20 protein-coding genes and 1 pseudogene are annotated in these 20938 nt (G+C 59.4%); 18 read left to right on the top strand and 3 right to left on the bottom strand.

Annotation, left to right across the window (positions count from 1 at the left end):
- Nucleotides 1-103: 103 nt before the first annotated feature.
- The 9 genes from ENJ54_10580 (at nt 104) to ENJ54_10540 (ending at nt 9632) form a co-directional block, all read left to right on the top strand.
- Nucleotides 104-736 carry a TetR/AcrR family transcriptional regulator gene (locus ENJ54_10580; protein ID HFC10276.1) on the top strand — a complete coding sequence of 211 codons (633 nt, stop codon included), beginning with the start codon at nt 104-106 and terminating at the stop codon, nt 734-736.
- Between the two features lie 10 nt (nt 737-746).
- Complete coding sequence (locus tag ENJ54_10575; protein HFC10275.1) at nt 747-1799, top strand: MBL fold metallo-hydrolase; 1053 nt, start codon at nt 747-749, stop codon at nt 1797-1799.
- A 102-nt stretch (nt 1800-1901) separates the two neighbouring features.
- Nucleotides 1902-2996, top strand: a complete 1095-nt coding sequence (locus ENJ54_10570; protein HFC10274.1) for an acyl-CoA dehydrogenase — start codon at nt 1902-1904, stop codon at nt 2994-2996.
- A gap of 160 nt (nt 2997-3156) precedes the next feature.
- On the top strand, nt 3157-4419 hold the full coding sequence (locus ENJ54_10565) for an acyl-CoA dehydrogenase (protein HFC10273.1): 1263 nt from the start codon (nt 3157-3159) through the stop codon (nt 4417-4419).
- A 100-nt stretch (nt 4420-4519) separates the two neighbouring features.
- Nucleotides 4520-4930 (top strand): GxxExxY protein, encoded by a 411-nt coding sequence (locus ENJ54_10560; GenBank protein ID HFC10272.1) that lies wholly within the window; start codon nt 4520-4522, stop codon nt 4928-4930.
- A 107-nt stretch (nt 4931-5037) separates the two neighbouring features.
- Entirely contained in the window at nt 5038-7464 is a 2427-nt protein-coding gene (locus ENJ54_10555; protein ID HFC10271.1) for a 3-hydroxyacyl-CoA dehydrogenase/enoyl-CoA hydratase family protein, read from the top strand.
- A gap of 44 nt (nt 7465-7508) precedes the next feature.
- Nucleotides 7509-7931 (top strand): four helix bundle protein, encoded by a 423-nt coding sequence (locus ENJ54_10550; GenBank protein HFC10270.1) that lies wholly within the window; start codon nt 7509-7511, stop codon nt 7929-7931.
- 80 nt (nt 7932-8011) lie between these two features.
- On the top strand, nt 8012-9217 hold the full coding sequence (locus tag ENJ54_10545; protein ID HFC10269.1) for an acetyl-CoA C-acyltransferase: 1206 nt from the start codon (nt 8012-8014) through the stop codon (nt 9215-9217).
- 85 nt (nt 9218-9302) lie between these two features.
- Nucleotides 9303-9632: an SCP2 sterol-binding domain-containing protein gene (locus ENJ54_10540; GenBank protein ID HFC10268.1), complete on the top strand. Its 330-nt coding sequence runs from the start codon at nt 9303-9305 to the stop codon at nt 9630-9632.
- A 67-nt stretch (nt 9633-9699) separates the two neighbouring features.
- On the opposite strand, the gene ENJ54_10535 is transcribed toward ENJ54_10540, so the two are convergent.
- Together ENJ54_10535 and ENJ54_10530 are read right to left on the bottom strand one after the other, a co-directional pair.
- Nucleotides 9700-10062, bottom strand: a complete 363-nt coding sequence (locus ENJ54_10535; protein ID HFC10267.1) for a DUF59 domain-containing protein — start codon at nt 10060-10062, stop codon at nt 9700-9702.
- A gap of 4 nt (nt 10063-10066) precedes the next feature.
- Nucleotides 10067-10705, bottom strand: a complete 639-nt coding sequence (locus ENJ54_10530; GenBank protein HFC10266.1) for a winged helix-turn-helix transcriptional regulator — start codon at nt 10703-10705, stop codon at nt 10067-10069.
- 229 nt (nt 10706-10934) lie between these two features.
- Here ENJ54_10530 and sufC point away from each other — a divergent pair, with 229 nt between their 5' ends.
- From sufC to ENJ54_10485, 9 genes and pseudogenes are all read left to right on the top strand, one after another.
- Nucleotides 10935-11699, top strand: a complete 765-nt coding sequence (gene sufC, locus ENJ54_10525) for a Fe-S cluster assembly ATPase SufC (protein HFC10265.1) — start codon at nt 10935-10937, stop codon at nt 11697-11699.
- A gap of 76 nt (nt 11700-11775) precedes the next feature.
- Complete coding sequence (gene sufB / locus ENJ54_10520; protein HFC10264.1) at nt 11776-13191, top strand: Fe-S cluster assembly protein SufB; 1416 nt, start codon at nt 11776-11778, stop codon at nt 13189-13191.
- Between the two features lie 10 nt (nt 13192-13201).
- A complete protein-coding gene (gene sufD / locus ENJ54_10515; GenBank protein HFC10263.1) occupies nt 13202-14518 on the top strand; it encodes a Fe-S cluster assembly protein SufD in 1317 nt (438 codons plus the stop codon).
- 122 nt (nt 14519-14640) lie between these two features.
- Entirely contained in the window at nt 14641-14919 is a 279-nt protein-coding gene (locus ENJ54_10510) for a hypothetical protein (GenBank protein HFC10262.1), read from the top strand.
- 69 nt (nt 14920-14988) lie between these two features.
- Entirely contained in the window at nt 14989-16251 is a 1263-nt protein-coding gene (locus ENJ54_10505) for a site-specific DNA-methyltransferase (GenBank protein HFC10261.1), read from the top strand.
- Nucleotides 16244-16905, top strand: a pseudogene (locus tag ENJ54_10500) (MjaI family restriction endonuclease). Before ENJ54_10505 ends, ENJ54_10500 begins: the two are co-directional and overlap by 8 nt.
- Before the next feature lie 46 nt (nt 16906-16951).
- Nucleotides 16952-18199: a cysteine desulfurase gene (locus ENJ54_10495; protein ID HFC10260.1), complete on the top strand. Its 1248-nt coding sequence runs from the start codon at nt 16952-16954 to the stop codon at nt 18197-18199.
- Between the two features lie 60 nt (nt 18200-18259).
- Nucleotides 18260-18661 (top strand): SUF system NifU family Fe-S cluster assembly protein, encoded by a 402-nt coding sequence (locus ENJ54_10490; GenBank protein ID HFC10259.1) that lies wholly within the window; start codon nt 18260-18262, stop codon nt 18659-18661.
- Nucleotides 18645-19442, top strand: coding sequence for a carotenoid biosynthesis protein (locus ENJ54_10485; GenBank protein ID HFC10258.1), 798 nt, complete (start codon nt 18645-18647; stop codon nt 19440-19442). Before ENJ54_10490 ends, ENJ54_10485 begins: the two co-directional genes overlap by 17 nt.
- On the opposite strand, the gene pfkA is transcribed toward ENJ54_10485, so the two are convergent.
- On the bottom strand, nt 19439-20404 hold the full coding sequence (pfkA, locus tag ENJ54_10480; protein ID HFC10257.1) for a 6-phosphofructokinase: 966 nt from the start codon (nt 20402-20404) through the stop codon (nt 19439-19441). The two genes, ENJ54_10485 and pfkA, sit on opposite strands and share 4 nt — an antisense overlap.
- Between the last annotated feature and the right edge of the window lie 534 nt (nt 20405-20938).

The following is a 20938-nucleotide window of genomic DNA, read 5'->3' as shown; positions in this document are numbered from 1 at the left end:
TGGAAGGGCGGTGGCGCTTGACATTTCTCTGCCTTTTCGTTATACTCAAGACACCAACCAACCGGTCGGTAGGGCGAGGGTTGGTTCTCTGAGGAATGCGCTGATGGTTGATGCTTCTTTGGCACCTCGTACGCCTGTCACTCGCGAAGATATCCTCGAGGCTGCGGCGCGTATTTTCCGCCGCAAGGGGTATCACGCGGCCTCGATGCAGGATATTGCCCATGCCGTCCACTTACAAAAGGCCAGCCTTTATCATCACGTGGCCAGCAAGCAGGAAATCCTTGTGGCTTTGCTTGATCGCGCCCTGGATTTGCTCATCGAGCAAATGCAGGGCGTTTTGGCTATGGAAGCCCCGCCCGAAGAGAAACTGCGGCAGGCTGTGCTCGGCTATACCCGTGTGCTCGCCGAGAACCGAGACCTGGCCGCAGTTTTGCTTTTAGAGTTTCGCTTTTTGGAGCCCGAGGTGCGCGCCCAGCATGTCAAGCGGCGCGATGCCTATGAGCGCCTGTGGCGGGAGTTGCTTCTGGAAGGACAACGCGCGGGCACTTTCCAGGCCGAGGATCCTTCGCTGGCGGCCAAGGCCCTTTTGGGCATGATCAACTGGCTGGTCATCTGGTACCGCCCTTCGGGGCCGCTTACCCCCGAGGAAATCGGCACTTATTTTGCTCGGGTGGCTTTGCGAAGCCTGGTTTTGCCCGATTGCATGCCCACCAACGCCGACAAGGCCGCGGGCTAAGGACGGCACAATGGACACCATCCCCACAACCCAACGCTGTGAGCGGATGCACTTCCGCACCCGCAGCGGCGCGCAAGTGTTCCGCCTGCCCCTGGAAGCCTTCCCCGGCTTCTGGGCGTGTGCGTACCTGGTGGTGACGGACGACCTGCGCGTGCTGATTGACACCGGGTCGGGGGTGGATAGCGCCAACGAGGGGTTGTTGGCGGGGTTCCGCTGGGCTGGCGAGGTGTTGGGGCAGTCTTTTGGGCCGGAAGACCTGACGCACATTTTGATTACGCATGGGCACATTGACCATTTTGGGGGGCTGGGCTTCCTGAAAACCCGCACCGATGCCAAAGTGGGCGTGCACGAATTGGCCCGCCGCACGCTGACCAATTACGAGGAGCGGCTCGCGGTGGCTTCCAGCCGCCTGGAACGCTTCCTGGCGCAGGCCGGCGTGCGGGCCGAGCGGCGGCAGGAACTGCTGGCAATGTATACCATGCCCAAAATGTTTTTCCGCTCGGTGCCGGTAGATTTTACTTACGAAGCCGTGGGCATGCGCCTTGGCCCCCTGGAGATGTTGCACACGCCCGGCCATTGCCCCGGCCATGTGGTCATCCGGCTGGATGAGGTGTTGTTTGCGGGCGATCATGTCCTTTCCGAAATCAGCCCGCACCAATCGCCGGAAAGCATCACGCTTTCCACCGGGTTGGGGCATTATCTGGAATCGCTCGCGCGGGTGGAAGGCTGGCTGGAGGGCGTGCGAGTGGCGTTGGGGGGGCACAAGCGCCCGGTGGAGGATATTCCAGCGCGCATTGCCGCCATTCGGGCAACCCATCGGGAGCGGCTGAATGCTTTGCTGGGCTTCCTGGAAACGCCGCATACCGTGGCCGAGGCTTCCCGGTTTATGTTTGGGAAGGTGGGCGGTTACAACGTCTTGCTGGCGCTCAGCGAGGCCGGTGCCCACGTAGAGTATTTGTATGAGCGGGGCTTCCTGGGTATCGACAATTTGCAGGAAGTGGAAGCCGACCCGGAAGCGCCGATTCGTTATCGTCGGTTGGTGAAAACGGGCGTTTCGATGTGAGACGCCGTTTCGGATGGATGGAGGGGTGTCCCGCAGGGCGGGGGCAGCACCACTGTCCCCGCCTGGGGCGGCATCCCAAACCTTTCGAGAGGAGTGTGGCCTATGTATTCGTTTGAGCCTTCTGAAGAACAACGCATGTTGGTGGATGCCGTCAAGCGGTATGCCGCCAACGACCTGCGCCCCGCCATGCGGGATGCTGACGAAGAAGCCCAACTTTCGATGGATTTGGTGGAAAAAGGTTGGGAACTCGGCATTCTGCAAGCCTCGGTGCCTGAGGAATACGGCGGGTTTGGCGAGCGGTCGGCGGTAACCAGTGTGTTGGCGGCGGAAGAGATGGCCTGGGGCGACTTGGCGGCTTCCCTGGCCGTGATGGCGCCCAGCCTGTATGTGTTGCCGATTTTGATGGTGGGTTCCGAGGAGCAGAAGCAGGAACTCATCCCGCCGGTCATCGAGGCTGAGTGGAAGCCTTACACCTCAGCGCTCATTGAATGGAAGTTCGATTTCGACGCCAACGATTTGCAGACTGTGGCTGAGGAAGACGGGGACGCGTATGTCATCACTGGCGAGAAGGTTTACGTGCCTTTTGCCGAGGGTTATGAGGGCATGATTGTGTATGCCAAACTGGACGGCAAAACCCAGGGCTTTATTGTGCCCAAGGGTGCTGAGGGGGTGAGCGTGGTCGAGCGGCACAAACTGCTGGGCGTGCACGCGCTGCCGCTTTATCGTGTAAAGTTCGAAGGCGTGCGCATTCCCAAAGAAAACCGCCTGGGCGGGCCGGAAGGCCACGATTTTGCGCTGTTGCAGGCTTCCATGTGGGTTGCGAATGCCGCACTCGCGGTGGGTATGTCCCGCGCAGCGCTGGAATACGCCATTGACTACGCCAAAGACCGTGAGGCTTTCGGCGTGAAGATCGGTCAGAAACAGGCCATTGCCTTCATGCTGGCCGAGATGGCGACCGAAATCGAAGGCGTCCGTCTGCTGGTGTGGGAAGCCGCGTGGAAGTTGGACAAAGGCAAGGATGATCTCTACAAGCATGCCTATCTTGCCCATGTGGCGGCTTCCGATATGGCGATGATGGTCACCGACCGCGCGGTGCAGGTGCTGGGCGGTCATGGTTACATCCGTGAGCATCCGGTGGAATTGTGGATGCGCAACGGTCGCGGCTTTGCGACGTTTGCCGGTCTCGCGATGGTGTAGAGATTGCGAGTGGCGAATTGCGAGTTGCGGAGCAGGAAAGTTAGGGAAGTTAGGATGATAGGAAGTTAGGATACGGCTCCGCAACCATGTAACTAGGTAACGAAGCAACGAAGCAACGAAGCAACGAAGTAACCACTTCCCCCTCCCCGGAGGTTTTGCCATGATTGATTTTGAAATGCCCGAAGTCATTGCCAAGCAACAGTACATGCTCCAGACCGTCGCCGAGAACATGATGCGCTCGGTGTCGCGGTATTTCGACGAGCATGAGCACGAAATTCCGTGGGATTACATTGAATTCATGCACACCGCGATGAAGGCCAGCGGTGCGGGTTCCCTGGCCCCCAGCGACAGCGGTGAAAAGAAGGAAAAGAAAGACCGCCCCCGCATCGGCTATCAGATGCTGGCTTTCATGATTGAAATGCTTTCGTGGGGCGATGCCGGTATGTACCTGGTCACGCCGGGTGGCGGTTTGGGCGCGGCCGCGGTGGAAGCCGCCGGTACGCCGGAGCAGAAGCGCCGTTTCCTCAGCCGTTTCAAGAAAGACAAGCCCGCTTTTGCCGCCATGGCGATGACCGAGCCGTGCTGCGGTTCCGACACTGCCGCGATTCGCACGACCGCGGTGCTGGATAAGGAAACCAACGAGTGGGTGCTGAACGGCGAAAAGATTTTCGTGACCGCCGGCGACAAATCCATCACCAATTACGAGAAACTGGAGCCGGGCTTCATCGTTGTATGGGCGACGATTGACCCGAGCGCAGGCCGCGCGGGCATTCGCTCGTTTGTGGTGGAAGCCGGTACGCCGGGCGTGAAGGTCACGAAACTGGAGCACAAACTCGGCATTCGCGTCAGCGATACTGCCGCCATCGTGTTGCAGAACGCGCGTGTGCCTTACGAGAATATCTTGGGCAGCCCCGAGGTTATCAAAGACACCAAGACCACCAAGGGCTTCAAAGGCGCGATGAGCACGTTCAACGCCACCCGCCCGCTGGTGTCGGCCTCCGCGCTGGGCGTGGCGCGCGCCACCCTGGAATTGCTCAAAGAGATGCTCGCCAAGGAAGGCGTGGAAATTCGCTACGGCCTGCCGCGTTCCAAGATGACCAACATTGAGCGCGAAATCATTGAAATGGAAGCCATGCTGCGGGAAGCCTGGCTGTTGGTGCTCAAGGCTGTGTGGCAGGCTGACCAGCAGCAGCCCAACGCGCTGGTGTCGTCCATGAGCAAGGTCAAAGCCGGTGAGGTGGTGACCAAGATCACGCAGCGCGCGGTAGAACTGATGGGCCCGCTGGGTTACAGCCGCGACTTCCTGTTGGAAAAGTGGTTCCGCGACGCGAAGATCAACGACATCTTCGAAGGCACCGGCCAGATCAACCGCCTGGTGGTCGCCCGCCAGATTTTGGGCTTCCGCGGGTCGCAGTTGAGATAACGCAGAGGCGCAGAGAATCACAGAGACGCAGAGAGGTAACGCAAAGGCACAGAGAATCGCAGAGGCGCAGAGGAAGGTACAGAGGAGCATGGTGGCGGGCATGAAATCTTGGCCTGAACTCCCTGAGAGGCTGAACGAGTTAACCTACAAAATAATTGGAGCGGCAATGGCGGTTCACCAGGCGCTGGGAGCCGGGTTATTGGAGCGTGTGTATGAAAATGCTCTGGGTGTAGAGCTGGAACGACAAGACATCCCGTTCCAACGACAAGTTCCTGTTCAGGTGATGTATAAGGGCGTTCAAGTTGGCAAGGGCAGCATTGATTTGTTGGTGGATGAGACTGTTGTGGTGGAACTTAAGGTTGTCAGGCGAATCATTGATGCTCATGTTGCCCAACTGCTAACCTATTTGCAGGCTGGCGGTTACCCATTGGGATTGATTCTCAACTTTGGCGTTGCCCGTTTGAAAGATGGCGGTATCCGTCGCGTGATTCTCTCCCACAACGGAGCTTGATTCTGCCTCACCGCTCCAACGCCTGCTCATTAGCCCCTGCCTCCCTACTCTGTGCCCTCTGCGCCTCTGTTTTCTCTGCGTCTACCCTTTTTTCAGGAGGTTCTCCTATGAAATACCAAATCCGCCGTGCGACGGTCATCGGCGCGGGGACGATGGGGGCGGCCATTGCCGCTCACCTCGCCAACGCCGGTGTGCCCGTTACCCTGTTAGATATCGTGCCGCGGGAATTGACCCCCGACGAAGAAAAGAAAGGCCTCACTTTGCAAGACCGCGAAGTCCGCAACCGCATCGTGCGGCAGGGCTTCGAGCGGGCTCTCAAATCCAAACCGGCGTCGTTCTTCACCAAAGACCACGCCGCGCTGGTTTCCCTCGGCAACCTGGAAGACGATCTGGAAGAGGCCGTCAAGCATTCCGACTGGATTATCGAGGTGGTGGTCGAGCGGCTGGACATCAAGCAGCAACTAATGGAGCGCATTGATGCCATCCGCCCCGAACACACCATCGTGAGCACCAACACCTCCGGCATTCCCATCAAAGACATTGCCGCCGGGCGCTCCGAAGGCTTCCGCAAGCACTTTTTGGGCACCCACTTCTTCAACCCGCCCCGCTACCTCAAACTGCTGGAAGTCATCCCCGGCGAAGACACCCTGCCCGAGGTGGTGGAATTCATCCGCGAATTCGGCGAAAACCGCCTGGGCAAGGGCGTGGTGCTCTGCAAAGACACCCCCAACTTCATCGGCAACCGCATCGCCTTCGGCAGCGGCGCGTTCGTGCTCGACTATGTGCTGGAACACGGCTACACCGTGGAAGAAGTGGATGCCATCACCGGCCCGCTGCTGGGCCGCCCCAAGACCGCCACTTTCCGCCTGATCGACCTGGTGGGCATCGATGTTTGGGATCATGTGGGCCGCAACCTGCGCGCTGCCATCCCCCACGACGCAATGGCGCAGAAATACCTCGCTTCGGAACGCGCCAACAACCTGATTGCCGAGCTCATCAAGCGCGGCTGGCTGGGCAACAAGACCAAACAGGGCTTTTACAAGCGGGTCAAGGAAAACGGCAAGAAGGTTTACCTGCACCTCAACCTGGAAACCTTAGAATACGAACCGCCCAGCAAGCCCAAGTTTGAATCCATCGGCAAAATCAAGGACATTGAAGACCTGGGCGAGCGCCTGCGGGCCTGGGTGAAGGAAACCGACCGCGCCGCACAACTGGCGCGTGCCATTCTCTATCAGGGCTTTGCCTACGCCGCGTCGGTGATTCCCGAAATCGCCGACACCCCCAAGCCCATCGACGACGCCATGCGCTGGGGTTTTGCTCATCAGGCCGGCCCCTTCGAGATTTGGGACATGCTGGGCGTGGCCGAAACCACCGAAGCGATGGCAAAAGAGGGCTTCCCTGCGCCGCAATGGGTGCACGAGATGCTGGAAGCCGGCGTCGCCACCTTCTACCAGTACGACGGCAGCCGCAAGGTGGGCGTTTACAACCCCGCGAAGAAAACCTATGAGCCCATCCGCCGCTCGCCGAAGAACATTTTTATCAAGGAAGAGAAGGCTGCGGGCAAAGTGATGGACGAGAACCCCGGCGCGGCCATCGTCGACCTGGGCGACGGCGTGATTGCCGTGGAATTCCACACCAAGATGAACGCCTTGGACGAAGACATTTTCAACATGCTCAACAAGGCGATGGATTTGGTGGACGAGGGCAAGTATGACGGCATCGTGATTGGCAGCGACGCCGACAACTTCAGCGCGGGCGCCAACCTGTTCGCCGTGGTGCTGGCTTCCCAGCAGGGCATGTGGGACCAACTGGACGAGTCGATCAAGGCATTCCAGAACCTCAACATGCGGATGCGCTATTTCCACAAGCCGGTGGTGGCTGCACCTGCCGGGCTGGCCTTGGGCGGCGGCTGTGAAATCACCATGCACGCTTCCCGCGCGGTGGCCGCGGCGGAACTCTACATCGGCCTGGTGGAAGTCGGCGCGGGCGTGATTCCCGCGGGCGGCGGCACCAAGGAAATCATCCGCCGCATTGTGAACCCGCCCATGCGCACCAAAGACGCGCAGGTGCTGGCTTTCATGCAGCGGGCGTTTGAGCAAATCGGCATGGCGAAGGTTGCCACCAGCGCCGAGGAAGCCCGCGCGTGGGGCATCCTGACCGCTGCCGACCGGGTCGTGATGAACCGCGACCACCTGATTGCGGAAGCCAAGCGTGAAGTGCTGCACATGCTCGATAGCGGCTGGCACCCGCCCATTCCCGAAAAGGTGTACGCCGCGGGCCGCGACACGCTGGCCGCGCTGCAAGTTGGCATCTACACCATGCGCGAAAGCGGCTACATCACCGAATACGAAGCCCACATTGCCAACAAACTGGCCTACGTGCTCACCGGCGGCGACCTGAGCAAGCCGCAGTGGGTCTCTGAGCAGTACATCCTTGACCTGGAACGCGAAGCCTTCCTCTCGCTGTGCGGCGAGGAGAAGACGCAGGAGAGGATGTGGCATATTTTGAGGACTGGGAAGCCGTTGAGGAATTAGAGGTGTTAGGGAAGATAGGTGGTTAGGTTGTCAGGCGGTTAGGTGTGAGCGGCACGGTGGACTTTGAGGTTTGGTTACAGCAAGTGCCCGGAGCGGTCAAACGCAGCCCTTTGTGGCAGACGCAATACTATCGCTGGGCGTTGTATTTGTTTGACCTGGTATGGAGCGACAGCGAGAAGCTATTGCAAGACCCGCGGGGACGGGATGTAGCCAGACAGATGGTGCGAAGCAGCGGCAGCCTGTGTGCCAATGTGGAAGAGGCCTACGGGCGAGGCATTGGCTCTGCCGATGGCCTGAGAGTGCTTCGTATCGCCCTTGGAGAAGCACGAGAACTGCAAGGCTGGTATGTCCGTGCCCGGCATCTGTTGGGCAATGAGGTCATGGAACACCGACTTCCCATCATCGAACGAGTGATTGTCATGCTCAGCCGCTCTATCAATGCCCACCCAGCCCGCCGAAAACCCTAACTTCCTTCCTCCCTATCTTTCCTAACCTCCTAACCTCCTAACCTCTTTTGCCTCCACCCCTTTTGTTGAGGAGTACACCCATGGTAACCACCATTTCCGACCCCACCCGCGAACCCGTCATCGTCGCCGCGACCCGCACGGCGGTGGGCAAGGCCCGCAAGGGAAGCCTGGTGACGGTGCGTCCCGATGAGATGGCCGCCGCGGTCATTCAGGAACTGCTGCGCCGCGCCCCGGCTGTCAAACCGGAAGACATTCAAGACGTGATTTTCGGCTGCGCCTTCCCTGAAGGCGAGCAGGGCATGAATGTTGCTCGCATTGCTGCGCTGCGCGCCGGCCTGCCCACCAGCGTGCCCGGTGAAACCATCAACCGCTTCTGCTCTTCGGGCTTGCAGAGCATTGCCCACGCGGCCTTCGCCATCATGGCCGGTCAACTGGATATCGCCATCGCCGGCGGCACCGAATCCATGACCATGGTGCCGATGACCAGTAACAAGTTCGCCCCCAACCCCAAACTGGCGACCGACTGGCCGGGCGTGTATCTCAGCATGGGCCTGACCGCCGAGCGCGTCGCCGAGCAGTTTGGCATCAGCCGCGAAGAGCAGGACGCCTTTGCCCTGCGCAGCAACCAGCGCGCTGCCGCGGCGGTGGATTCCGGCCGTTTCGACGAGGAAATCACCCCCCTGGAGGTGGAAATCAAGCAGGCCACCGACGACGGCGAGGTGGTGACCAAAAAGTTCGTCTTCAAGCGCGACGAAGGCCCCCGCCGCGATACCAGCATGGAAGCCCTCGCCCGCCTGCGCCCCGCCTTCAAGATTGGCGGCACGGTCACCGCGGGCAATTCCTCGCAGATGTCCGACGGCGCGGCCGCGGTGCTCATCATGTCCCGCGCCAAAGCCGAGGCGCTGGGCCTGAAGCCGATGGCGCGCTTCGTGTCCTTCGCCGTGGCTGCCGTTGACCCCGAAATCATGGGCGTTGGCCCCATGTATGCCGTGCCCAAGGCGCTGGATCTGGCTGGGCTGTCGTTGGATGACATTGGCCTGATTGAACTCAACGAAGCCTTTGCCTCGCAATCGCTGGCCGTCATCCGCAACCTCGGCTTGAACGAGGAAATCACCAATGTGAACGGCGGCGCGATTGCCCTCGGGCACCCGCTGGGCTGCACCGGTGCGAAACTGACCACCCAGTTGGTCTATGAAATGAAGCGCCGCGATGTCCAGTTCGGCATCGTGACCATGTGCATTGGCGGCGGCATGGGCGCAGCCGGCGTGTTCGAGAATTTGCAGTAGGGAAACCACAGATTACGCAGATTTCACAGATTTTTCTGCGTAATCTGTGAAATCTGCGGTTTACCCATTTCAAAGGAGTGTAACGATGAGCGAGATCACCGTGAAGGAACTGATGGCTCGCATGCCCAAGGCTTTCCTGCCCGAGAAAGCCAAAGGCGTCGAAGCCGTGATTCAATATCACCTCACGGGGGAAGAGGGTGGTGACTGGATCATCACCATCAAAGACGGCCAATGCACGGTGGAAGAGGGCGTGGCCGACAACCCCACCCTGACTTTAGAAGCCGACGCGCAGGACTACAAGAACGTCATCCTCGGCAAACTGGATGGCATGGCCGCTTTCATGCAGGGTAAGTTGAAGTTGAAGGGCAACCTCAACCTGGCGATGAAACTCACCAGTTTCTTCAAACTGCGCTAAGCGCTCCATACAAACATCCCCGCCTGCTTTTGGCGGGGATGTTTTGTTTTTGGGGAAGAAAAGTGGGTTACCACAGCCCTAACATTTCGGCTGCGCCTTCTTCCATCATGTCGCGTTCCCAGATTTCTTCGCCGAGTTCGATGGTGGTAGGCTTTTGCAGGGCTTCCTCGACCTTGCGCCGCGCGGCTTCCAGAATGGCCGGGCCGTAAGGGCAGAAGGGCGTGGTCAGAATCATGACCAGGTTGGCCGATTCGTCGAAAATTTGCAGGTTACGAATCAGCCCCAACGTCACCACGTCCATGCCCAATTCCGGGTCTACCACGGTGCGCAGGGCTTTTTCGGCCTGTTCGGCCAGTTTGGGGTGGGTTTTGCGGGCTTCCCACTCCGGGCGGTTGGGCTTGGGGGAGGAGGTGTTGGTTTGCTCGCTCATAGCGCTAACTCTCCGTGCTGGGTTTGGGGATGAGGAAACGGCATTGTTTATCGCCGTTGAAAATACAGTGCTCGTGACGAATCTTGTCGGCGGGCAGGTCGAGCAGGGCCGCTACAAAGTTGCGGTCTAACACGCATACTTCTGGGTGGTCTTGCCCTACGTGATAATACGGACAAACCGATTCTTTGAGAACATAGTGGTCGTCTTCTTCTTCCCAGGTGACGACAAAACCTTCTTGATTGAGCAGGTTTGCTACGAACTGCAGGCGCTCTTTCGGCCCCATGTGTTGGGATTCGATCTCGGTGACGAATTCCTTTGCCATGTTGCGCGCCATTTCGGTGAAAATTTTGGAAACCATGGGCGCGGGCAAAGTGGCTTTGAGTTGCCGCAAGAGCTGGGTGGTCAGGCGAACATATTGCGAGGGAAATTGTTCTAAGCCGGCATCGGTAAGGTAATAGAGGCGTCGCGGCCGGCCTACACCGTGGCGTTCCTCTTCCGAAGCGACCAGTCCGGCGGCTTCCAGCTTGTTGATGTGGTGCCGTACGGAGATGGGGGTGATGCCCACGGCCTCGGCCAGTTCGTTGATGGTGCAACGCTGCCGCGTGAGAAGGGTTTGGAGAATGCGCTTGCGGGTCTCTTGCATGAAGCCCTGCCGATGAAGAAGGGAAATGCGTGCTGTGTGCGAAAACGTCGGCCACAGTATAGCACGACCAGGGAGATAAGTCAATATTTTGGATTTTTATAACGAATATTGACTTGAGGCGGCCGCGGTGCTATAATGCCCCCACGCAAAAGAACCTTCCCGGTGTCAACCGGCTCAAGCGGCGGAGCGAACGCTCCACCGCCTATTTTACCGCAATGAGGAGTTTCGTATGTCCGAACTGGTCATCCGCAACCTGCACGTCAACATTGGCGGCAAGGAAATTTTGAAAGGTGTGAATTTAACGCTGCCGCAGGGCGAAGTCCATGCCATCATGGGCCCTAACGGCACGGGGAAGTCTACCCTGGCTTATACCCTGATGGGGCACCCCAACTATGAAGTGACCGCAGGGGAAGTGATTTTCAAGGGCCAAAATATTCTGGAACTGCCACCCGAAGAACGGGCGCATCTGGGCATTTTCCTGGCTTTCCAGTACCCCGTGGCGATCCCTGGTGTGAGCCTCGCGAATTTCCTGCGCGCTGCGCTCAATGCCAAACGCAAGGCGCTCAACCCTGACGATGAGGGCATTCCGATTGCGGAATTCCGCAAACTGTTGATGGATAAAATGCGCCTGCTTAACATGGATCCTTCGTTTGCAGGGCGCTACCTCAACGATGGCTTCAGCGGCGGCGAGAAAAAGCGCGCCGAAATTTTGCAGATGGCGATGCTGGAGCCGGAAATCGCGATCTTGGACGAAACCGACTCTGGCCTGGACATTGACGCGTTGCGCATCGTTTCGGAGGGTGTGAACGCGCTGCGTGGCCCCGACCTGGGCGTGCTGGTGATTACCCACTACCAGCGCATTTTGCGCTACATCCAGCCCGATAAAGTGCACATTATGATGGACGGGCGCATTGTGGAAACGGGTGGCCCTGAACTCGCGGAGCATTTGGAAGAGCATGGCTACGATTGGCTGCGCGAGCGGGTGGGCGCGTAAGGAATTAGAAAATTGCGAAATGGCGAAGAGCGAGGTTGCGTGTGGTGCGCAACGGACGCCTTGAAGAGGATGAACCATGGCGAAGCAAAGTGACGCGGAACTGTTGGAAAGCCTGAGCGGCGAAGACCGTTACGACTTCCACACCCCGGAGAATTACGTCTTCAAAGCCCGCAAGGGGTTGGATGAAGACATTGTGCGGCAAATCTCGGCCATCAAGGGCGAGCCAGAATGGATGCTGGAATATCGCCTCAAGGCGTATCGGCATTTCATCGAGCGCCCCATGCCCAATTGGGGGCCGGATTTGTCGGAATTGAATTTCGACGACATTTACTACTACATCAGGCCCACCGACAAGGCTGGCCGGTCGTGGGATGAAATCCCCGAAGAAATCAAGGAAACCTTCGATCGCCTGGGCATTCCCGAAGCCGAGCAGAAGTTCCTTGCAGGCGTGGGCGCGCAGTACGAATCCGAGATGGTGTACCATCGCATTCAAGAGCAGTTGGAACGCCAGGGCGTGATTTTCAAGAGCATCGAAGACGGCCTGCGCGAGCACCCCGACCTGTTTCGGCAGTATTTCGGCAAGGTGGTGCCCATCAACGACAACAAGTTCGCCGCTCTCAACAGCGCGGTGTGGTCGGGCGGCTCGTTTGTGTACGTGCCGCCGGGTGTGGAAGTAGCCTTGCCCTTGCAGGCGTACTTCCGCCTCAACAGCGCCAACATCGGCCAGTTCGAGCGCACCCTGATCATCGCGGACGAAGGCGCGAAGGTTCACTACGTGGAAGGTTGCACCGCGCCCATGTATTCCACCGAATCGCTGCACACCGGCGTGATCGAAATCATTGTCCGCCCGGGCGCGTATGTGCGCTATACCACCATTCAAAACTGGTCCACCAATGTCTATAACCTGGTGACCCAGCGCGCAATGGTGTATGAAGGCGCGACTATGGAATGGGTCGACGCGAACATGGGTTCCAAGGTCACCATGAAATACCCCTCGTGCTACCTGGTGGGTGAGGGCGCGCACGGTGAAATCCTTTCGGTGGCTTTCGCCCGCGACGGCCAGATTTTGGACGCGGGCGGCAAAATGGTGCACCTCGCGCCCAACACCAGCAGCAAAATCATTTCCAAATCCATCAGCAAGGGCACGGGGCGCTCTTCCTATCGCGGCCTGCTGAAAGTGCGCCGCGGGGCTTCCAATGTGCGCTCGCACGTCACCTGCGACGCCCTGTTGCTGGATGAAGCCTCTCAGACGGATACTTACCCCTACATGGAAATCGAAGAAGACGACGTCACCATCGGCCACGAAGCCTCGGTCTCCAAGGTGGATGAAGACCAGCTCTTCTACCTGATGAGCCGTGGCCTGAGCGAAGAAGAGGCCACCACGATGGTGGTTTCCGGCTTCATGGAATTCTTCGTCAAAGAACTGCCGATGGAATACGCCATTGAGATGAACCGCCTCATTCGCCTTCAGATGGAAGGCTCGGTCGGGTAAGGAGAAGCCGATGACCGCAAAGCAATCTCAACGTCGGCGGGAAGTGCGCCTGCCTTTCACCGCCGAGATGCTTCCGCAAGACGAACCCCAACTGCTGGCTGAATATCGTCGCGCTGCGTGGGAAACCTACCAGCGCCTGCCCATGCCGCACCGCAAAATGGAAGCCTGGCGGCGCACTGACATCCGCGGCCTGCGCGGGGAAACCCTGCGCCTGCCCGCCCCGGAAGCCTACCGCACCCTGCCCCCCGCGCCCGAGGCGCTTACCCAGCCCCTGGTGGACCGCGAGCACGGCGGGCAGATGCTCTTGCTCCCCGGCGGGTTCCAGCGCGACGCCCAGGCCGACCTGGACGCCCAGGGCGTGATTTTTACCGACCTGCGCACCGCCGCAGCCGAGCATCCTGACCTGCTGGCGCAGGTGTTGGGCCAGGTTGTGCCCGCGGAAGACGGCAAGTTCGCAGCCCTGGCTGCGGCCTTTTCGCAGAACGGCATTTTCGTGTATGTGCCCCGCGGGGTGGAAGTCGAAGCCCCCTTGCACAGCCTGGCCTGGGGGCCTGGTGCGGGCCTGGCGCACATTGACCACCTCGTGATTTGGGTGGACGAAGGCGCGTCGCTGACCTATGTCCACGAGTCGGCCTCGCCCGATGAGGAAGGTCAGACCCTGCACGTTGGCCTGGTGGAGATTTTCGTGGGTGATGCTGCCCGCCTGCATTTCGTGGAATTGCAATCGTGGGGACGCCATGTGTGGAATTTCACCCACGAGCGCGCCCACCTGGGCCGCGATGCTTCCATTGAGTGGATTTTCGGCTCGTTAGGCAGCCACCTCACCAAGAGTTTCACCCAGGTGCGTCTGGCCGAAGAAGGTTCCTCGGCGCGGGTTTCCGGCTTCTACTTTGCCGATGGCAAACAGCACCTCGACCACGACACCCGCCAGGACCATCTTGCGCCGCACACCACCAGCGATCTGCTTTACAAAGGCGCGCTCAAAGATCACAGCCGCTCGGTGTGGCGCGGCATGATTTTCGTCGCCCCCGAAGCGCAAAAGACCGACGGCTATCAGGCCAACCGCAACCTGCTGCTTAGCGACACTGCCCGGGCTGATTCCATCCCCGGCCTGGAAATCAAAGCCAACGATGTGCGCTGCACCCACGGCGCGACCATCGGCAAGGTGGATGCCGAGCAATTGTTCTATCTGGAAACCCGTGGCATTCCTGAGCCAGAAGCCGAGCGCCTGATTGTGGAAGGCTTCTTCGACCCCATCATGCAGCGTATTCCTTTTGAAGGCGTGCGGGCGCGATTTACCCGCGCCATTCACGAAAAGATGGGGTAGAATGTAATTGCGGTTACCTGGTGACTTCGTTGCATCGTTGCCTGGTTTCCTTCCCCAACCAGGTGGCCGGGTAACCAAGCAACCAGATAACCGGGCAACCCATCACCACCTCAGGAGAGCCTATGGCCGGTAAAGTCGTCTTTTCGGAGGAACCCCAGGACACCCGCATTTTTGATGTGGGCGACCGTGTTGAAGTTTACTGCGACCATGATAATGACGAGGGCGAGCGCGTCCAGGGTTGGCTGGCCGGGGTTGTTGTTCAGGCCGATGACAAAATGGTCGCTGTGCAGTTTCAGCGCAATGTCTATCTGACCAATGGATGGATGGTTCCTGACCGGGTACTTTGGTGTCCGCAAAACTCGAAGCAAATTCGGCCGGCGCGTCGTCGCCGTCGCCGCTAAACAACCGTTACACACCGCCTGAGGGGAAGGCGGTGTGTTTGTTTCGGCTACAAGGGTTGAGGAGCCGCTATGCCGTTATGGGCGAAGATCTTTCAAGCCGATAGCCGCCAGATGCCCGAATTGCCCGACGCCAGTGTAGACCTGGTGATCACCTCGCCACCCTACTGGCACTTGAAGGATTACGGCGTGAAAGGGCAAATAGGCTATGGGCAGACCCTCCACGATTACCTCCGCGCCCTTTACCGCGTTTGGAGGGAGGTGCATCGTGTGCTTCGTCCCGGGAGGCGGTTGTGTGTGAATATCGGGGACCAGTTCGCGCGCGCTGTAGTGTATGGGCGCTATAAGGTTATTCCCCTCCACGCTGAGGTTATCGCCCAAGCCGAACAAATCGGCTTCGACTACATGGGTGCAATCATCTGGCAGAAGCGCACCACCATGAACACCACCGGCGGGGCCACGGTCATGGGTTCGTATCCTTTCCCGCCTAACGGGATTGTGGAGATTGACTACGAGTACATCCTCATCTTCAAGAAGCCCGGCCGTAGCCCCAAAGTGCCTGCAGAAGTCAAAGAAGCCTCCCGGATGAGCAAAGAGGAGTGGAAGACCTTTTTCAGCGGGCATTGGGTCTTTGGCGGTGCCCGTCAGGTGGAGCATGAGGCTGTCTTCCCAGCGGAGTTGCCCCGCCGTCTGATTCGCATGTTCTCGTTTGTGGGTGAAACCGTGCTTGATCCCTTTGCTGGTAGCGGCACCACCCTGGCGGAGGCGGTGCAATTGGGGCGCAATGCCATCGGGTATGAGGTTAGCCCGCAATTTGTGCGCCTGATCCGGGAACGTCTGAATCGGGTAACTTCCCCCATGTATGGCCCGCAAATTACCTTTGAGAGCCGGAAAACGCCCGTGGTGCTCGCCCCGGTGGATGGTTACACCCCCACTATCCAGGATGCACAGCCCAAAATCGCCCCGGAAAAGTTGCGTTTTGGCCCCCAGGCCCTGTATCGGGTCCGTTCGGCGACCGAGGATGGTGTACTCACTTTGGATACCGGCTTGCAGGTCAGCCTGCTGGGCGTAGAAGTGATACAGCCTCAGGCCTTTGTGGCTTATGCCCAACGTTACTTGCGCGGCAAGCAAGTGTTTCTCAGATTTGACCATCCAGAGCAGAGTGTGGAAAACGACACCCGGGTCAGGGCTTATATGTACCTGAAAAACAAGATCTTCGTCAACGCCTATTTGCTGAAGGCAGGCATCGCTCGCCCTACCAAAGAGCCTCATCGCTTGGCTCAACGCTTTGCTGCGTGGTGGCAAGAGCACCAGGGAGCACAAAGCCGTGGCTAAAGAATGGATCCTCAACATGGCCACCAATCGTTGGGGCCTGAACAAAAAGCGCAGCGTGGGCCCGGTCTCGGAATGGATTCGGGAAGCCATGCCGCGCGATGAGGGTGAGTGGGAGCAGGCTTATCGCGAGCGCCTTGCTGCCATGTTGCGCGAACGGGGCGTTGACCTTGAACCCGAAGCGTACCTTCGTACGTTGGGCGAGCGCCTGTTTGTCAAAGTGACCGAGGTTGTCCGTGCTGAGATCGACGAGGTGACGCTGGCGGATTGCATTGTCGTAATTTAGTCATCCATCGCACCTTTGAAGGGTATCAACGCGAAATCGAGACGGTGTATGGGCAGTTACAACAGCAATTAGGTGTTACTATTGAGCCAGCCTCGGACCGCTTGGGCCGGCTATTCAATGTGGATTTCGTCATCCGTGTCGGCAAAGCCCTGATTGGCCTGCAAATCAAACCTGTGACTTACCAGCAGATGAACGAAGCCCATCGCTGGCGCGCCTGGATGGAAAAGACGCATCAGAAATTTACTGCCAAATATGGCGGGAAAGTTTTTGTAGTCTTTTCCGTGAAAGAAGGGCGCCAGAAACGCATCGCCAACCGCGAGGTCATTGAGGCCATCCGTCAGGAGATTCAACGCCTTGCTTCTGCTGCCTGAACCTCGGTCACTTGCCGCTCATTCCCATGACCTATGAGGAGTTCCTATGCCTCACCCTGCCCCGTTTTCTATCCTTGACGTCCCCCGCTTGCGGGAAGACTTCCCCGTGCTGGCCCGGGAAACCCGCCCGGGTGTGCCTTTGATTTACCTTGATTCCACCGCCACTAGCCAGAAGCCCCGCCAGGTGGTGGAAGCCATCGCCGATTTCTACCTGCACCACAACGCCAACATCCATCGCGGCATTCACACGCTCGCGGAGGAAGCCACCGCGGCCTATGAAGAAGCCCGTGCCAAAGTGGCGAAGTTCATTGGCGCGACTTCTCCCAAGGAAATCGTCTTTGTGCGCAATGCCACCGAGGCCATCAACCTGGTGGCATACGCGTGGGGGCGCGTCAACCTGAAAGAAGGCGATGTGGTGTTGCTCACCGAGATGGAGCACCACGCGAACCTTGTTCCGTGGCAAATGCTGGCCGCCGAGCGCGGCGTTCGGCTGGAATTCATCCCCGTGACCCCTGAAGGCACGCTGGACATGACCACCCTCCCCGGCTTGCTGGCCCACGAGCCGAAACTGGTGGCCGTGAGTGGCATGTCCAACGTCACCGGCTTCCAGCCCGATGTAGCCGAAATCGCCCGTCAGGCGCATGAAGCCGGCGCGCTGGTGCTGGTGGATGGCGCGCAACTCGTGCCCCATGCGCCCGTGGATGTGCAGACCCTTGGCGCGGATTTCCTCGCGTTTTCCTCGCACAAGATGTTGGGGCCCACGGGCGTGGGGGTGCTTTATGCCCGCCGCAAGTTGTTGGAGCAGATGCCGCCGTTTTTGGGTGGTGGTGATATGATCAAGCGTGTGACGCTGACAAGTTTTACCACCAATGCGGTACCGCATAAATTCGAGGCGGGCACCCCCGCCATTGCCGAGGTGGTGGGGTTGGGCGCCGCGATCGATTATCTGGAAAGCATTGGAATGGAGACCATTCACGCCTACGAACAGGCCATGACGGCCTATGTGCTGCCGCGTTTGCAAGAAGTGCCCGGCTTGCACATTTTAGGCACTTCCACCCAGCGGCGCGGGGCAGTCTTTGCGTTCTGGATGGATGATATTCATCCCCACGACATTGCGCAAATTCTCGACCATTACGGTGTGGCCGTGCGCGCCGGGCATCACTGCGCCCAGCCGTTGCACAGCAAATTCTGTGTGCCTGCCACGGCTCGGGCCAGTTTTTATCTCTATAACACCCCCGAGGAAGCCGACCGCCTCATCGACGCGCTTTACAAAGCCAAAGAGGTATTCGCATAGTCACCTAATGCCCTGCTACCCAATACCTGCCCCCATACCTCATTCCTTCGGAGCCGTACTATGGAAGATCTTTACCGCGAATATATCCTCGATCACTACAAAAGCCCTCACAGGCGTGGTCATTTGGAAGATTACACCTTCGCGTACGAAGACGACAACCCCACCTGCGGCGATCATGTGCACATCGAGCTCAAAGTAGATGATAGTGGTATCGTGACCGATGCCCGTTTCGACGGCGTGGGCTGTGCCTTGTCGCAGGCTTCCGCCGACATTTTGCTGGAGCACATTGTAGGGAAGACGCTTGAGGAAGTCAAGCAGTTTTCCAAAGACGATTTGCTGAACCTGCTTGGCATTACCCTGGGGCCGGTACGGCTGAAGTGTGCTTTGTTGTCGCTCAAAGTGCTCAAGGGCGCCATTTACGGCCTGAAGCCCGGCGAAAGCCTGGATGGAGAGGAAGACTAAAGCCATGATGAAAGGGCTGCATCGCTGGGCCCTCGCTGCCTTCCTGGCGGCTTATGCCTTGTTGGGGGCGTTGTTGTTAGGCAATCTGGCCCCGCGGGGGTGGTATGCCTGGGGCACGCCGGTGATGACGCTTTTTGGTATGGCTGCGGCGCTTTTCCACGCTGCCGGGCAGGTAGGGTGGAAGCGCGCAGTCGCGTTCTTCGCCCTCACTTTTGGGGTGGGTCTTGGCATGGAGGTCGTGGGGGTGCGCACGGGATGGGTGTATGGCCCCTACCACTATACTTCGCGGCTGGGGCCGCGCTTTTTGGGGCTGGTGCCGTATGTCATCCCGCTGGCGTGGTTTATGATGGCTTACCCTTCGTGGGTCATCAGCCGCCGGGTGCTGGCGGTGCTGTGGCGCAAAACGCCGCCGTGGGCGGTGGCAGCCCTGGGCGGCGTGATCATGACGGCCTGGGATTTGGTGTTAGACCCCCTGATGGTGCATTATCGACATTGGGTGTGGGAAGCCCCCGGCGGCTACTTTGGGGTGCCGTTGCACAACTTTTTGGGCTGGTGGTTGACGGTTGCCCTCGCGCTCTGGGCTTTTGAGGTGCTGAGCCGCCCGCCAGCCTTGCGGGAAACCACCGCTGCGCCCCTGCGCTGGGCGGTGTTGCTTTACATTTTCGTGGGGGGCAGCAACCTGCTTGCAGCGTGGGAAGCGCACCTTACCGGACCGTTGCTGGCAGGCGGGTGGGCGATGCTGCCGTGGGTTGTGGTAGGTTGGGGAACCACGCGGCGTTAGCGTGCCAGCATCCGGGCCATGGTGTAATATTCCATGTTAGCCCGCCGTTGGCGGCTGACCACATCTTGCAGTGGTACGAGCACCATTTCGCGACCCCGCAGGCCCACCATCACATCGAACTGCCCGCTGACCGCGGCTTCCACCGCGCGCACCCCCATGCGGGAAGCCAGCAGCCGGTCGAAAGCCGTCGGGCGGCCGCCGCGCTGAATGTGCCCCAAAATGGTGATGCGGGTTTTGAAGCCAACATCGGCCTCGTCCAGGTAACGGGCGAGGTCTTGAATTTTAATTTGCGCGCCCTCGGCCACGATAATGATGGCGTGGGTTTTGCCGCGTTTGTAGGCGTCTTCCACTGAGTTGGCAATTTCTTCCATCGTGGTTTCCACTTCGGGAATCAGCACCGTCTCGGCCCCGCCGATGATGCCTGCCATCACCGCCAGGTAGCCGCATTCCCGCCCCATTGTTTCGATGAGGAAGGCCCGCTGGTGCGAGGAAGCCGTGTCGCGCAGTTTGTCCACCGCGTCCATGATGGTGTTCAGCGCGGTATCCACGCCGATGGCCATGTTGGTGCCCCAAATGTCGTTGTCAATGGAAGCGGGAATGCCCACGACGTGCGCTCCCTGCTGGGCGAGGGCGTGCGCGCCACGCAGCGAGCCGTCGCCGCCGATGACGATGAGCGCGTCGATGCCGTGTTTGTTGAGTTGGTGAATGGCTTCCCGTTGGCCTTGTTCGGTGCGGAAGGCTTCGCTGCGGGCGCTGAGCAGCATGGTGCCGCCGCGCTGCATGATGCCGCCCACATCGCGGGCTTCTAACCGCTGGAAGGCGCCGTGAATGAGGCCCTCGTAGCCACTTTCCACGCCATACACTTCCAGGTCGTGCGCCAGCGCTGTGCGCACGACGGCGCGAATGGCGGGGTTCATGCCGGGCGCGTCGCCGCCCGAGGTGAGCACTGCAATGCGTTCAATATCTAACACTTTGGTCATGGGTGTTTCCTTCGGGACGCAGGGGTGTGTAAGGGCTGTTCCGGGGGCTTATAACAAGGGTTCCACGCGGAGGTTTTCCGCGCCCACAATCGCTTTCAGCCGCGCCAGCAGTTCATCGCCTACGCCGGTGGTTTCTTCAAATTCGATGAGGTAGGCGCGGTCGGCCTCGAGAATGTAAAAGGCAAACCGGTCGTTGCCGGGGTAGGCAATGATGTTGTCGTAGACGCGACGAATGCGGAGTTTGTCGCGCACAGTGTCGCCAGTGGGGGTGATGGTGACGACCAGCCGCCGCCGTGGGGTAGAGGGAAGCGGGATGGCCGGCGTGTCTTCCAGGGCAGGCGGCGCGGTGGTGGGGGAAGCCGTTGGGGCCGCGGGTGTTGTTTCCGCCGTGGGGGTTTTTTCGGGGCCAGCGGAGATGGGCTCGGGCGTGGGCTCTACCGGCGGTGACGTTGCTTTGGCCGGGGGAGGCGTTTCCGGGGCTGCAGACGGCGGCGCGGTTTTTGTGGGGGCATCCGG

The sequence above is a fragment of the Chloroflexota bacterium genome (assembly GCA_011322445.1).
Taxonomy (GTDB): domain Bacteria; phylum Chloroflexota; class Anaerolineae; order Anaerolineales; family DRMV01; genus DRMV01.
Note: the sequence above shows the minus strand (reverse complement) of the source record. Positions and strands in the feature narration are given on the sequence as shown.